General features: G+C 66.6%; 10 protein-coding genes. 5 read left to right on the top strand and 5 right to left on the bottom strand.

The genetic code is table 11. The features are described 5' to 3' along the window. Window positions 1–213: 213 nt before the first annotated feature. From ABQY64_RS16735 to ABQY64_RS16745, 3 genes are all read left to right on the top strand, one after another. The gene (locus ABQY64_RS16735; RefSeq protein ID WP_349779541.1) at window positions 214–2,862 is read left to right on the top strand and encodes a PAS-domain containing protein; all 2,649 of its coding nucleotides are present in this window, start codon (window positions 214–216) and stop codon (window positions 2,860–2,862) included. Window positions 2,863–3,175: 313 nt separating this feature from the next. Beyond that, window positions 3,176–4,525 carry an MFS transporter gene (locus ABQY64_RS16740; RefSeq protein ID WP_349779540.1) on the top strand — a complete coding sequence of 450 codons (1,350 nt, stop codon included), beginning with the start codon at window positions 3,176–3,178 and terminating at the stop codon, window positions 4,523–4,525. Beyond that, entirely contained in the window at window positions 4,522–5,301 is a 780-nt protein-coding gene (locus ABQY64_RS16745; protein WP_349779451.1) for a substrate-binding domain-containing protein, read from the top strand. The genes ABQY64_RS16740 and ABQY64_RS16745 overlap by 4 nt, the downstream gene beginning before the upstream one ends. Here ABQY64_RS16745 and ABQY64_RS16750 read toward each other — a convergent pair. Next, window positions 5,293–6,195 (bottom strand): LysR family transcriptional regulator, encoded by a 903-nt coding sequence (locus ABQY64_RS16750; protein ID WP_026064333.1) that lies wholly within the window; start codon window positions 6,193–6,195, stop codon window positions 5,293–5,295. The genes ABQY64_RS16745 and ABQY64_RS16750 overlap by 9 nt on opposite strands. A gap of 365 nt (window positions 6,196–6,560) precedes the next feature. On the opposite strand from ABQY64_RS16750, the gene ABQY64_RS16755 reads away from it, so the two are divergent. Then, window positions 6,561–8,681 carry a TonB-dependent receptor gene (locus tag ABQY64_RS16755; protein ID WP_349779450.1) on the top strand — a complete coding sequence of 707 codons (2,121 nt, stop codon included), beginning with the start codon at window positions 6,561–6,563 and terminating at the stop codon, window positions 8,679–8,681. A 948-nt stretch (window positions 8,682–9,629) separates the two neighbouring features. Beyond that, the gene (locus ABQY64_RS16760) at window positions 9,630–10,700 is read left to right on the top strand and encodes an aldo/keto reductase (RefSeq protein WP_349779449.1); all 1,071 of its coding nucleotides are present in this window, start codon (window positions 9,630–9,632) and stop codon (window positions 10,698–10,700) included. Window positions 10,701–10,893: 193 nt separating this feature from the next. Here ABQY64_RS16760 and ABQY64_RS16765 read toward each other — a convergent pair whose 3' ends face one another. The 4 genes from ABQY64_RS16765 to ABQY64_RS16780 form a co-directional block, all read right to left on the bottom strand. Further along, complete coding sequence (locus tag ABQY64_RS16765; protein WP_024938967.1) at window positions 10,894–11,532, bottom strand: response regulator transcription factor; 639 nt, start codon at window positions 11,530–11,532, stop codon at window positions 10,894–10,896. Between the two features lie 192 nt (window positions 11,533–11,724). Beyond that, the gene (locus tag ABQY64_RS16770; protein WP_053051679.1) at window positions 11,725–12,774 is read right to left on the bottom strand and encodes an ABC transporter substrate-binding protein; all 1,050 of its coding nucleotides are present in this window, start codon (window positions 12,772–12,774) and stop codon (window positions 11,725–11,727) included. Then, window positions 12,774–14,159: a sensor histidine kinase N-terminal domain-containing protein gene (locus tag ABQY64_RS16775; protein WP_349779448.1), complete on the bottom strand. Its 1,386-nt coding sequence runs from the start codon at window positions 14,157–14,159 to the stop codon at window positions 12,774–12,776. Before ABQY64_RS16775 ends, ABQY64_RS16770 begins: the two co-directional genes overlap by 1 nt. Continuing rightward, entirely contained in the window at window positions 14,152–14,853 is a 702-nt protein-coding gene (locus tag ABQY64_RS16780; RefSeq protein ID WP_016904741.1) for a response regulator, read from the bottom strand. Before ABQY64_RS16780 ends, ABQY64_RS16775 begins: the two co-directional genes overlap by 8 nt. Window positions 14,854–15,047 lie beyond the last annotated feature (194 nt).

Raw genomic sequence — 15,047 nt, forward strand, 5'->3', positions numbered from 1 at the left:
AAAGCTGACGCGGGCTTTGCCGGCCGCGGGTTGGCTTCGGGCGACCGCTTCAACGCAGTAACCTGGCCATTCAAGCCAGCATGCAGGCCCCTGCGGCCGCCTCCTTCCGGGATGCGGCCGCAGTTGTTTTTTGGGGCGCGGTGGCGGCGATGGACGCAGGCCACTGTGCCGATTGGCTGCACGATGCATCGGTGCACCGCCATACTTGTCGGCATGTACGCCTTGCAACGCCGCCGCCTGCTGCTCACCCTGACCATCGTGTTGGGCGGCATGCTGGTGGCCATGCTGGCAGCCGGGCACTTTGTCGAACAGAACGCCCTGCACGAGGAAAGCGCCACCGTGCGGCGCCAGCTACGCCTATATGCGCAGGCCCTGCAGCAACGCATCGATCGCTATCGCACGCTGCCGCAGATCCTGGCGCTGGACCCGGAACTGCGCGCGGCCGTTTCCGGCCCGTTGTCGCCCGCGCAGGTGGAGCGGCTCAATCGCAAACTGGAACGCGCCAACAACGTCACCCAATCCTCCACGCTGACGCTCATCAACCGCGACGGCATTGCGCTGGCTGCCAGCAACTGGCGTGCAGCGCGCAGCAACGTGGGCGTGGACTACGCCTTCCGCCCGTATTACCAGCAGGCACTGAGCAACGGCAGCGGCAGTTTCTACGGCATCGGCATGACCACCAGCGAGCCGGGCTATTTCCTGTCGCAGGCCATTGTCGATACCGATGGCCAGGTGCAGGGCGTGGTGGTGATCAAGATCGCGCTGGCCGCGCTGGAACGCGAGTGGCTGCAGACCCCGGACATCGTGCTGGCCTCCGACGCGCATGCGGTGGTGTTCCTGGCCAGCCGCCCGCAGTGGCGCTACCGCATGCTGGCCCCGCTGAGCCTGCGCGACCGCAGCGAATTGCGCAGCACCCGCCAGTACGCCAACCAGGGCTTGCTGCCGCTGCGACGCCGGCTGATCGAGCAGACCGGCAACGGCGGCGTGCTGGCCGAGGTCAGCGACCCACCGCTCGCCGGCCCGGTACTGTGGCAGACCCTGGAGGTGCCCGAAAGCGGCTGGCGCCTGCATCTGCTGCACGACACCCGCGCCAGCGCAGCGGCCGGCCGCGCCGCGGCGATTGCCGCGGCCGGTGCGTGGTTGGCGCTGGCGCTGCTGTGGTTGTTCGTGCAGCAGCGGCGGCGCCTGTCCGCATTGCGCCAGCGCAGCCGGCACGAGCTGGAAACGCTGCTGCAACAGCATGCCGAAGAACTGCGTACCGCGCAGGATGGCGTGGTCACCGCCGCGCAACAGGCCAATGCCGGTCTTAGCCGCAGCCTGGAACACCTGCCGCAGGGCGTGGTGGTGATCGACGAGGCGCTCAATCTGGTGGCGTGGAATTCGCGCTATGTGGAGCTGTTCCGCTTCCCGCCAGAACTGCTGAAGATCGGCCGGCCGATCGAAGACCTGTTCCGCTTCAACGCACGCCGCGGCCTGCTCGGACCGGGGCCGATCGAAGCGGCGATCGAACGCCGCCTCAATCATCTGCGCAGCGGCAAACCGCATATGCGCGAGAGCGAGAAGGAAGACGGCACCGTGCTGGAAATCCGCGGCAATCCGCTGCCCGATGGCGGATTCGTCACCAGCTATGCCGACATCACCAGTTACAAGAACGCCGCGCGCGAACTGCGCTCGCTGGCCGATGCACTGGAACACCGCGTGGCCGAACGGACCCGCGACCTGGCTGCGGCCAAGCGCGAGGCCGAGAGCGCCAATCGCTACAAGACCCGCTTTGTCGCCTCGGCCGTGCACGACCTGCTGCAACCGCTCAACGCCGCGCGCATGTTCGTCTCGGTCCTGCGCGGACAGGTGCGTGAGGCCGGCAGCGCGCGCGTGGTCGACAACATCGAAGGCGCACTCGCCGCACAGGATGCCATCCTCAACAGCCTGCTGGACATCTCGCGGCTGGAGGCCGGCAGCCTGAAGACCCAGGTGCGCGATTTCGCCATCGCCCCGCTGCTGGAAACACTGGCCCGCGAGTTCGGCATCCTGGCCGAAGACCGCGGCCTGGTGCTGGATTGGGTGCCCACGTCCGCGGTGGTGTTAAGCGATAAAAACCTGCTGCGGCGCATCCTGCAGAACTTCCTGTCCAACGCCATCCGTTACACCCCGCGTGGGCGCGTGCTGATCGGTTGCCGTCGTCGCGGCGGCTGGCTGCGCATCGAGGTGCACGACCAGGGGCCCGGCATTCCCGAGGCCCTGCAGGAAGAGATTTTCGAAGAATTCCGGCGCCTGGATGACGGCGTGGCCAACGACCGTGGCGCCGGTCTGGGCCTGGCCATCGTCGAGCGCATCGGCCGGCTGCTCGGCCACCGCATCGGCCTGCGCTCCACGCTGGGCAGCGGCAGCGTGTTTTCGGTGACCGTGCCACTGGGCGAACGCGCTGCGATCGTCAGGCAATTGCCGCCGCCAATCACCACCACCGCAGAAAACGCCAACGACCCGATCCTGCACGGTTGCCGCGTGTGGTGCGTGGACGACGACCCGCGTGTGTGCGAGGCCAGCCGCGCCCTGCTGGAACGCTGGGAATGTCGCGTCGACTTTGCCGGCGGCCCCGACGAGGCATTGGCCGCCGCCAACGCCGACGAGGTGCCGGAGCTGCTGTTGCTGGATGTGCGCATGGGCGAGCACTACGGCCCCATGCTGCTGCCGCAGTTGGTGCAACGCTGGCAACGCGAACCGCGCGTGATCCTGGTCACCGCCGAACCCGACCCGGCGCTGCGCGAACACGCGCTCGACCTGGGCTGGGGATTCCTGACCAAGCCGGTGCGCCCGCCCGCGCTGCGCGCACTGGTGACCCAGATGTTGTTGCGGCGCGGGTAGTTTGCCCGGCTGCCGGCACGGCATGCGGCCTCGTACTTGATGCAGAGCGGTAGCACGCGCGTCGCTCAAGACTGATCTGCGCATCGGCAGATCGAGACAGCGTTCGCTTCTACATCCTGGTTCGATAAGCACCCACGCCTTGCGGAATCCCTGCATGCACCTGCTGCGTGCCGCGTTCGTCGCATTGCGGCCATGAGAGTCGAGCATTGCTCCGGTGCGGCTGATGTTCAACGCGCATCAGTCGATGAGAAAGCAGCAATTATCAATGCCGGCCCGCTCCACCAGAATCGATCGCCTCACCTATCAGACGCACGTGCATACCTATCGTGGAGGGCGATCTATGCAGACTTCGAACCTTGAGGCAACGCGGCAGTCGAAACTGGGGATGGTGCTGAGGGTGACCTCGGGCAACTTCCTCGAGCAGTTCGACTTCTTCCTGTTTGGTTTCTACGCAACCCAGATCGCCGCGGTGTTCTTCCCGGCGAGCAATGAATTCGCCTCGCTGATGATGACGTTTGCAGTGTTTGGCGCAGGCTTTCTGATGCGCCCGCTGGGCGCGGTGATCCTGGGCGCCTACATCGACGATGTCGGGCGTCGCCAGGGCTTGATCGTCACCCTGGCGATCATGGCCAGCGGCACGGTGCTGATCGTACTGGTGCCGGGCTATGCCAGCATCGGTTTGTGGGCACCGGCACTGGTGCTGCTCGGACGGCTGCTGCAGGGCTTCTCGGCGGGTGCCGAAATGGGCGGTGTGTCGGTGTATCTGGCCGAGATGGCCACACCGGGGCGGCGCGGCTTCTATGCCAGTTGGCAATCGGCCAGCCAGCAGGTGGCCATCGTCGCTGCGGCCGCCATCGGCTATGCGCTCAACCAACTGATGCCGCCGCAGGATCTGGCGCAGTGGGGCTGGCGGATTCCCTTCGCCATCGGTTGCGTCATCATCCCCTTCATCTTTTTGCTGCGGCGTCGCCTGGAAGAGACTGCGGAGTTCGCGCAGCGCACCCAGCGGGTGACGATGAAGCAGGTGATGCGCGGGCTGGCGAACAATGCCGGCACCGTGATTGCCGGCGGCTTGATGGTGGCGCTGACGACGACCGCGTTCTATCTGATCACCGTGTACGCACCGACCTTCGGCAAGAGCGTGCTCAAGCTCAGCACCGGCGACGCTCTGATCGTGACGCTGCTGGTGGGCATCTCCAACTTCCTCTGGCTGCCGATCGGCGGCGCGCTCAGCGACCGCTTCGGCCGCAAGCCGCTGCTGGTGACCATGGCGGTGGTGTGCGCACTGAGCGCCTATCCGGTGCTCGCGTTCCTTGCATCCGCACCGAGCTTTGCGCATATGTTGCAGGCGCTGCTGTGGCTGTCCTTCCTCTACGGCATCTACAACGGCGCCATGATTCCCGCGCTCACCGAACTGATGCCGGCGCATGTGCGGGTGGCGGGCTTCTCGCTCGCCTACAGCCTGGCCACGGCAGTCTTTGGCGGGTTTACGCCGGTGATGTCGACCTGGCTGATCCATGTCAGCGGCGACAAGGCGGCCCCTGGGTACTGGTTGGTGTTCGCGTCGGTGTGCGCGCTGTTGGCGACGCTGTTCCTGTATCGCCGGCATGGCAACGCAGCGGCAGCGACCAGCCTCGATACGGCTGCGGGAGCGGCAAAATGATGCGGGCCCTATGGAAAAAATTGCTGGCTGCGGTTGTCGCCACGGCCCTGCTGTCGCCGGCCGCAGCCGCGCAGGATCTGACCGTGATGACCTCCGGCGGTTTCACTGCCGCCTTCGAACGTCTGGCGCCGCAATACAGCAGGCAGACCGGGGTGACGGTTGCGACACTGCACGGCCCTTCGATGGGGCAGACGCCGCAAGCTATTCCCAACCGGCTTGCGCGTGGCGAGCATGCCGATGTGGTGATCATGGTGGGCAGCGCACTGCAGAAACTGATCGATGCAGGACTGGTGGATCCGGCATCGCGGGTGGAGCTGGCCGATTCCCGGATCGGCATGGTGGTGCGCAGTGGCGCACCCAAACCGCAGATCGGTACCGTCGAACAGTTCAAACACGCGCTGCTGCAGGCCGATTCCGTTGCCTATTCCGACAGCGCCAGTGGCGTCTACATCGAGACCACGCTGTTCAAGCAGCTGCAGATTCAGGGCCCGATGATGGCCAAGAGCCGCAAGATCGAACGCATCCCGGTGGGCTCGGTGGTGGCCGACGGCAGTTATCAGCTGGGCTTTCAACAGGTGGCCGAACTGCTCCCGGTGGCAGGCGTGGATGTTGTCGGCAAGATCCCCGAACCGCTGCAGTCGATCACGCGCTATGCGGCAGGCGTGCCGGTCAGCGCGGATCATCCCGCAGCGGCCAGGCGCCTGCTTGCCTACCTGCAGTCGGGTGACGCGCAGGCGGTTGCGCGCGCGACCGGCCTGGATCCGGTCTCACCGTGAGCGCGCGGGCATCCGTCGCACCAGTTCCGCCAGTTCGAGCGCGGTCGGTGTCAGCGTCCGCCCACGGCGTTTGAGGATCCCCACGTTGCGCAACACCTCCGGTTCGACCAGCGGCACCGCCGCCAGCACCGGATGCGGGCCGGAGGGCATGGCGATCGAAGGAACGGCGGCAATGCCGACGCCGGCCTCCACCAAGCCCAGCAATGTAGTGACGTGGCGGGTTTCGCAGATGCTCGGCTGCTCCGGCGTGAATGCAGACAGCGCCCGGTCCAGCACCAGCCGGTTGCCCGAGGTCTTGTCGAGCGTGATGTAGTCATGGCCATAGGCTTCCTGCCAGCTGACCTGCTCGCGTCCGGACAGGGGATGGTCCCGGCGGCAGGCAATCACATAGCGCTCCTGCAGCAACGGCTCGAACTCGACCTCCGGTGCCAGGTTGCCGCTGAAGCTGACGCCGAAATCCGCCTCGCCGGAGGCCACTGCCGCACTGACGTGACTGGCGCTGCCATCGAACAGCCTGATGCGGATCTTCGGAAACAGCTGATGCAGCCCGTGAATCGCCTGGGGCATGAAGTAGTACGCCGCAGACGGCACGCACGCCACGGTCACCGTGCCCATCCGGCTGGATCCGGCATCGCCGATGCTCATCAGCGCCATGTCCAGGTCGTCGAGCATGCGCTCGACCTGCGGCATGAACGCCTGCCCGACTGTGGTGAGCGCGACCTTGCGCGTGGTGCGCTCGAACAGCTTGACGTTCAACGCCGACTCCAGCTTGTCGATCCTGCGGCTGAGCGCCGGCTGGGTGATGCGGATGCGTTCGGCAGCGCGGCGGAAGCTGCCGTTTTCGGCAACGGCACGGAATGCCTGTAGATCGTTGAGGTCGAATTTGATGGTCACGATGCCGCGGCTGCGATGTTCGATGGCGGTCGCCATAGCATAGACAGTTGCCTGCTGCGCTGCGTGCGCAGACGCGTGCAAATGCGGCGCGCGCGGCTTGCAACATTCGTGCAGGCGGTCATCGCCGCAGGAATGCACACACCTGTTTCCGACGCAGGTGATCCCTGCACGCGCGGCGCATGGCTCGGGCATCGCCGCGATGCTGCCAACGCGCGCATTCGCAACGCACCGCGCTACGGCATGCCCAGCGTGGCGGTGCTCGCGCCTGCTAGAATGGTGATAATGATTCCCATTTAATCTTCACATTTCGCGTTGCCGTGCAGGTGCTGTTCCTGTGCCGGCCGCGCCTTGGAGTTCCTTGCCCGATGAAATCTCCCGTCTCCGGATCGGCCGGCATGCCGTTCGTTGCCACTCTCTGCCTGCTCGCCTCTGCCACCGCGTCCGCGCAATCGGACGTCACCGATACGCTGGACACCGTGGTGGTTGCCGCCTCGCGCTCCAACATGACCGTGGCCGAATCGCCGCAGACGGTGTTGATCATCGACAAGGCGCAGATCCAGCAGCAGCTGACGATCTCCAGCAATTCCTCCGACGTGCTCGCCAACCTGATTCCCTCGTACACGCCCAGCCGCGGCAAGATGAATGGCAGCGGCGAAACCCTGCGCGGGCGCACGCCGCTGATCCTGATCGACGGCGTGCCGCAGTCCAATCCGATCCGCCCCACCGGGCGCGAGGCGCACACCATCGACTATGCGATGGTCGAGCGCATCGAAGTCATCCAGGGCGCCAATGCCATCAACGGGCTGGGCGCCACCGGCGGCACCATCAACATCATCACCCGGCGCCCGCAGGACGGCTCGTTGAACCAGCACATCGACGTGCAGGCCACCGCACCTACCTCCGAAACGCGTGCGGAAACCACCAGCGTCGAGACCCGCTACCGCGTGGACGGCCGCTCGGACAAGCTCGATTACCTGTTCTCGGCCAGCTACAGCGACCAGGGCCTGTATGTGGATGGACAAGGCCGGCCGATCGGCGCCGACAACACGCAGGGCGACCTGATGACGTCCAAGAGCTACGACGTGCTGGCCAAGCTCGGCTACGCGCTCACCGACACCCAGCGCCTGAGCGTCAGCGTCAACCGCTACCGCATCAAGAACGACAACGACTACATCGGCGTCGCCGGCAACCGCGCGCAAGGCCTGCCCACCAGCTCGGTGCGCGGCACGCCGCAGGGCACCGCGCCCTGGAACGATGTGCTGACCTCCAGCCTGTCGTACACCCATGACGATCTGGCCGGCATGCAGCTGAGCGCGATGGTGTTCAACCAGGAATTCGAAGGGCTGTTCGGTGCCGACAACTCGTCCACGTTTCAGGACCCGCGCATCGCCCCGGTCGGCACCTTGTACGACCAATCGCGTTCGGTCGCCTCCAAGTGGGGTAGCAAGATCAGCCTGACCAGGGACGACCTGCTCGACCGCCGGCTCAAGCTCACCGGCGGCGTCGACATGCTGGCCGACACCGGCAAGCAGGATCTGTACGGCACCGGACGTACCTATGTGCCCGAATCGGACTACCGCAATCTGTCGCTGTTCGTGCAGGGCGAATACAAGCTGCTGCCCGAGCTGACCCTGCACGCCGGCGTGCGCCGCGAAGAAGCCGAGCTGAAGATCGACAGCTACCAGACACTGTGGCGCTACAACCGGGTCGCTGTCGAAGGTGGCACGCTCGACTTCAACCAGACCCTCTACAACACCGGCCTGGTCTATACGCCGCTCGAGGGTGTGAGCTTTTTCACCAGCTATTCCGAAGGCTTCGGCATGCCGGACGTGGGCCGCGTGCTGCGCGCGATCAACACGCCGGGCACGCGCGTGGCCAGCCTGAGCACGCTGGAGCCGATCCTGACCAAGAGCGTGGAAGCCGGCACCCGCCTCACGCGCGGCGCCTTCGACGCGGACCTGAGCTACTTCCAGTCCAACTCGGACCTGGGCACGCGCGTGGTGCCGATCAACGGCGCCTTCATGATGAGCCGCGAAAAGACCCGCGTGCAGGGCGTGGACGCCAGCCTGGGCTATCGCCTGGATGCGGCACATCGCCTGCGCCTGTCCTACGCCTACACCCGTGGCCGCTACGACAGCGATAACGATGGGCAGTTGGACGCACGCCTGGATGGGCTCAACGTGGCACCCAATCGGGTGATTGCCTCGTGGTCGGCGCAGTGGACGCCGAAGTTCTCCTCGTTCGTGCAGGCCCAGCATGCCTTCAGCCAATCCTTCGACGAGGCCGACAGGCGCTTCAGTGGCTACACGCTGGTGGATGCGACCTTCAACTACGCGTTGCCGCGTGGTGCAGTGCGCATGGGCGTATCCAACCTGTTCGACAAGCAGTACATCACCTACTACTCGCAATCGGCCCTGGTCGAACCGCTACGCTACTTCGCAGGACGCGGCCGCACCATCACGCTAGGCTACTCGCTGGATTTCTGATGGCGTGGCCTGATTGTCAGCAGCGCGCGCGATACGCCTGCGCACGCGTGCTGCTGCGCATGGATGCCGATTCGTCGCATCGTTTAGATGCAGTCAACAGCCTAGTCTGTCGAGGGCGCGGTGCCCTCGCCGCTTGCAGGACACGCCGTGAATCCGTCCGTGGAGGCTCGGTGGCGGCATCCATGCCGCCACACGGTCCCGCAAGCGGCAAGGACACCGCACAAGACAGTTTGCTGGCTGTTTTATTGAAAGCCATGCGCACCAATCAACTCGACTGGTCCTTGCCCGCCCACCGTCGCGGGACCTTATGCGACATGGATGCCGCGTAAGAGCCTACACGGACGTACTTGCGGCGTGTCCCGCGAGGGTGGGCGGGCAAGGGCCCTGCAGCCACCCCGCAGATCATCCGAACAACATGCATAGTGCATTGATTGCACCATGCACACCCACCATCTCGACTGGTCCTTGCTCGCCCACCCTCGCGGGACCTTACGCGGCATGGATGCCGCGTAAGAGCCTACAGGGACGTACTTGCGGCGTGTCCCGCGAGCGTGGGCGGGCAAGGGCCCTGCAGCCAGCCCGCAGATCATCCGAACAACATGCATCGTGCATTGCTTGCACCATGCACACCGACTATCCCGACAGGTCCTTGCCCGGCCACCCTCGCGGGACCTTACGCGGCATGGATGCCGAGTAAGAGCCTACAGGGACGTACTTGCGGCGTGTCCTGCGAGGGTGGCCGGGCAAGGGCCCTGCAGCGAAGTCGCAGATATCAGCGTCTTGGTCGCTCAATCGCGCCCCAGGAGCACGGATCCCTACGTGACGATGCCGAGGTGACGATCCGGACGATCGGGCAAGGATGCCGGATCACCAGGCTCACGCCGACCCGGCGGCCCGCGGCACAGTGCATCGCAACACGCACAACGCCACTACCGGGAGACACACCGCATGAGTCAGATACTGTCGCTGGACCACTATCGCCTGCTCGGCCGCTCCGGCCTGCGCGTCTCGCCGCTGTCGCTGGGCACCATGACCTTCGGCGAAGCCTGGGGCTGGGGCGCGGACGCCGACGAAGCCAGGCGCATCTTCGATGCGTATGCCGACCGCGGCGGCAATTTCATCGACACCGCGGTCAACTACACCAACGGCGGCTCCGAGCGCATCCTCGGCGCGCTGCTCAAGCACCGCCGCGAGCGCTTCGTGCTGGCCACCAAGTTCACCATGGCGCGCGATCCGGACAACATCAACGCCGGTGGCAACCATCGCCTCAACCTGATCCGCTCGGTCGAGACCAGCCTGCGCCAGCTCGACACCGACCGCATCGACCTGCTGTATCTGCACGCCTGGGATTTCACCACCTTGCCGGAGGAAGTGATGCGCGGGCTGGAGCATCTGGTGCAGTCGGGCAAGGTGCTCTACCTCGGCATCTGCAACACCCCGGCCTGGCGGGTGGCGCAATTGCAGACACTGGCCGAGCTGCGCGGCTGGTCGCCGCTGGTGGCGCTGCAGATCGAATACAGCCTGGTCGAGCGCAGCGTCGAACACGAGTTGCTGCCGATGGCACGCGAGCTGGGCCTGGGCGTGTTGCCATGGTCGCCGCTGGGCGGTGGCATCCTGACCGGCAAGTACAGCCGCGCCGATCTCTCCGACGACAACGCGGCCGAGGTCTCGACCAGCCGCAAGGGCGTGATCGCCTCGACCGGGCATCTCAATGCACGCTCGCTGGAGATCGCCGATGCGGTCGGTGCGGTCGCCGAGGAACTGGGCGCCTCGCGCTCGCAGGTGGCACTGGCCTGGACCTTGCGCAATCCGGCCGTGGTCTCGCCGGTGATGGGCGCGCGCACGCTGCAGCAGGCCGAGGACAACTTCGGTGCGCTGGAAATCGTCTTGAGCGATGAACACCTGGCTCGGCTGGATCGGATCAGCGCGCTGGCGCCGATCTTTCCGGAGCGCTTTATCGGCCGGCCGATGGCGCAGCAACTCATCTACGGCACCTACAAGGTGCAGTTACGCAGTTGATGGATGCATCGCCGACGGACGATCCGTCGGCAGCGATGCACTGCCTCACGTGCAATGATCTTCCACCGACACCGGCACGACCGATCAATCCGTCGCGTCATCGCGCGTTTGCATCGCCGTTCTGCACGGCGCTGCGTCCCAGCACGTCATCGTCATCGCAAAACACGATGCAGCACACGATCACCAGGAGCGATCAGCCCTCGCCTTCCGGCTCCAGCGCCTTGACCAGCACTGCCGCCTGCGTGCGGCTGTAGCAGTCCAGCTTCTTCAGGATGGCGGTGACGTGCACCTTGACGGTGTTCTCGGCCAGCCCGAGTTCGTGCGCGATCTGCTTGTTGAGCAGGCCGTCGGCCAGGCTCAACAGCACGCGGAACTGTTGCGGGGTGAGCTGGGCGAGCTTGGAGGCCAGTTGCGCGTCGGCCTCCGAGCGCTCGGCAGTCATCGGCGGGAACCAGGTGCCGCCCTCCAGCACGCTGGCCACCGCGGTGCCGATCGATTCGGCCGGGGTGGATTTGGGAATGAAGCCGGCCGCGCCGAACTGCTGCGCGCGCCGGATCACGCGTGGGTGATCGTTGGAGGAGATCACCACCACCGGGATGTCCGGATGCTCGCCACGCACGTGCAATAGCGCCGAGAAGCCACGTGCGCCCGGCATCGCCAGGTCCAGCAGCACCAGCTCGGCCTGTGGGTGCGAGCGCAGCATGGCGCTCAGCGTGGCGGCGCTGGAGGCCTCCACCACATCGGCTTGCGGCAGGGTCTGCTGCAGCACATGGATCACGGCGGCACGGAACAACGGGTGGTCGTCGGCGACGAGGATGGTGAGATCGGCCATGCGCCAAGTCTGGCACATGGCTGTGTCGGTTTGCCGCGCCCGGGCATCCACCCCCGCCCCGCTGCGCAGGCATCTGGTCTGCCGGGCAGCCAGCATGGGCGTGGAAATCGCCGCCCCCACGCCCCGCACGCCAAGGCCGGCAGCGCACATCGCGCCGGCATGCGGCCGTTCGCGCAGCTCGTCAGCGCTCGCCTAGCGCGGCGGCTGCGTGCTGGCCCGCCAGGCATCCAGGAACTGCCGGCGTTTGAGCTTGTCCAGATACACCAGCAGGCCGGGGCCAAGCGGGATCGGCCGGAACGGCGGCTGCGCCGAGCCGCCACGGCCGCCGGCGGCCGGCAGGATCGGCATCAGCCGCGCCTCGCGCGAGAGCACCTGCTGGCCGCGTGGCGAGAGCAGGTAATCCAGGAACCTGCGCGCCTCCGGCGCATGCGGTGCAGTCCTGGGGATCACCGCAGTGCGTAGCGCCACCAGCGTGTAGTCCTGCGGCTGCACGATGCCCAGCGGGGCGCCGGCGTCGATGCGCGTCTGCGCATAGGAGCCGAGCACGTTGTAGGCCAGCAGCAGCTCGCCACGGCTGACGCGGTCGAGCAAGGTGCCGGTGCGTTCTTCCAGCCTGACCTGGTTGGCCCCCAACGCGGCCAGCAACGCGCCGGCAATGCTGCCGACCTGCCCGTCCTGGGTGGCGAACAGATAGCCCACGCCGCTGCGCTCGACATCGTAGGTGCCAACCCGGCCGCGCAGCGGCGCGTCGGGCGCGCGCAGCAAGGCCAGCAACTGCCGGCGTGTGCGCGGCACCCGCGCGGCCGCCAACTTGCGTGTGTTGTAGACGATCGCCACCGGCTCGTAGCTGATGCCGAACACTTCGTGCCGCCACTGCGCCCAGGCCGGCAACGCTTCGGTCTGCGCGGAGCGATGCGCCAGCGCGTGGCCGTCGTTCACCAGCTTGGTCTGCAGGTCCATGCTGGCGCTGATCAGCATGTCGGCGGCAGCCGTGGCCTTGCCCGGATGCAGATAGCGCTCGTAGATATCCCAGGCAATCACGTCCTCGTAGATCACCTCGGTGCCCGGATGCAGGCGCTGGTAGTCCTGGATGACCGCGCCGAACACTTCCAGATCGGTGGAGCCTTGCACGCGTAATTGCGCCTGTTTCGGGCCATGCGCAGGAAACACCCGCACATCGCCGGGCGCGGCACGCGCAACAACCGGCGCCAGCAACGCCACCATCAGCAACAGCACGCGCATCACCGCGTCCCTCCAGGAAAATGCAACGAGGCGATCAGCCCGCCGCCGACGCGGTTGCTCAGATCGATGCGCCCGCCGTGCGCTTCGACCACGCGCTTGACGATGGCCAGCCCCAGCCCCGCGCCGCCGGCCGGCGCATCCGGCCCGCGGACGAAACGCTCGAACACGCGCTCGGCTTCGGCGGCGGGAATGCCGGGGCCGTGATCGGCGATGGTCAGCACGTGATGGCTGCCGTCGCTGGTGAGCGCGACCTGCAATGGCGCCCCGGCACCGTATTTGCAGGCGTTGTCGATCAGGTTCTTCAGCGCCTCGCGCAGCAGCAATGCATCGCCGCGCAACAGTGCAGGCTGCGGGTCGATCGCCAGGTGCACGCGCGGTGCGCCGTCGCTGCGCGGCAAGGCCTCGTGCAAGGCCTGGTGCAGCACCTCGGCCAGGTCCACGGTGGCAAAGCGCTGCAGGTTGGCGCGGTGGATCACACTGGCGTCGCTGAGCAGCTGATTGAGCAGCCGGCTCATATGGCTGGCATTGCGCTCGATCGCCACCAGGCTGCGTTGCATCTCGCGCGGGTCGTCGTCGTCCATCGCCAGCTGCGCCTGCGCGCGCAAGGCGGCCAGCGGCGTGCGCATCTGGTGCGCGGCTTCAGCCATGAAGGCGCGCAGGGTTTCGTTGCTGGACGACAGCCGCGCCATGAAGCGATTGAGCGCGGTCACCATCAACTGCATTTCCTGCGGCGCCGGCACGCTGAGCGGTTTCAGGTCGGAGGGCTCGCGCCGCGACAGGTCGCGCTCGATACGCTGCAACGGGCGCAGGGCGCGATACACGCCCAGCCACACCAGGCCCAGGGCGAGCAGCGACAGCACGCCGATCGCCACCAGCGCGTTGAGCACTACATCGCGTGCCACCGCATCGCGCGCGCGCCGGGTCTGACCGACCTGCACACGCACCTCGCCCTGCCCGGAGGCCGATGCCACCCGATGCATCACCACCGCAAAGCGCACCGGCTCGCCGCTGTAGTCGGCATCGAACAGCACCGGGCGCTCGTCGCCGGGCGCGCGCGCCGGCAACGGCAAACTCTCTTCGCCGGTGATGGTGCGGCCTTGCGCATCGAACACGCGGTAGAACACGCGGTCTTCCGGTGCCATGCCGAGCAGGTCCAGCGAGGCATACGGCAGGTCCACCTGCCAGTCGCCGCCGACCAGCGCCACGCTGTCGACGATGGACAGGGCCGAGGACACCAGCAGGTGATCGTAGGAGCGGTTGGCGGCCCGCTCGCCGTAGTCGCGTGCGGCAAAGAACAGCACCACCGCGCCCAGCACCGACAGGCTGCCCAGATACACCAGCAAGGTGCGCCGGATCGACGGTGCCACCATGCGCGGCTCAGCCATCGACGCCTGGCTCCACCGGCGCATGCGGATCGGCTTCTTCGAGCTTGTAGCCGGCGCCGCGCACGGTGACGATGCGCAACGGCGCGCCCGCCAGCTTGCGACGCAGGCGGCCGACATACAGCTCGATCGCATTCGGCCCGGCATCGTCGTCGAAACCGAACAAGCCGTTGCCGATCTCGTCCTTGCCCACCACATGACCCAGGCGCCCGATCAGGATCTCGAACAGGCGGTATTCGCGATTGGGCAACTCGATCGGCACCCCGTCCAGCACCAGCGTGTGCGCGGCGTTGTCGAACACGAACCCGCCGATCTGCACCACCTCGCTGGCCTGCCCGCGGTTGCGCCGCAGCAGCACCCGGCAACGCGCCTCGAACTCGCGGAAATCGAACGGCTTGCCCAGGTAGTCGTCGGCCCCGACATCCAGTGCCTGCACGCGGTCTTCGATGCCATCGCGCGCGGTCAGCATCAGCACCGGCGTGGTATCGCCACGCTCGCGCATCCCGGCCAGCACGCGCAAGCCATCCAGCTTGGGCAGGCCGATATCCAGCACCACCAGATCGAAGCTCTGATAGCGCAGCACACTCGCCGCCGCCAGGCCATCGGACTGCCAATCCACCGCATGCCCGCTACGGCGCATGCGCCGCACGATGGCATCGGCGAGGTCGGCGTTGTCTTCGACTAGCAGCAGGCGCATGAGGCGGGGATTGGGGAGTCGGGATTAGGGATTCGCAAAGGCGGTTGGCCGCGGCCGGAAGGTAACAGGCCACGCAAACAAAAGCTTCTTTGGCTCTTGCCAATCCCCAATTCCGACTCCCCAATCCCCGCCCCAAACGACAGGTCCATGACAGCTTCACCGGACTAGGCTGCTGCCAACGCGCCGCAGCGTGC

It is taken from the genome of Xanthomonas sp. WHRI 7065, assembly GCF_040203115.2.
Classification (GTDB): domain Bacteria; phylum Pseudomonadota; class Gammaproteobacteria; order Xanthomonadales; family Xanthomonadaceae; genus Xanthomonas; species Xanthomonas arboricola.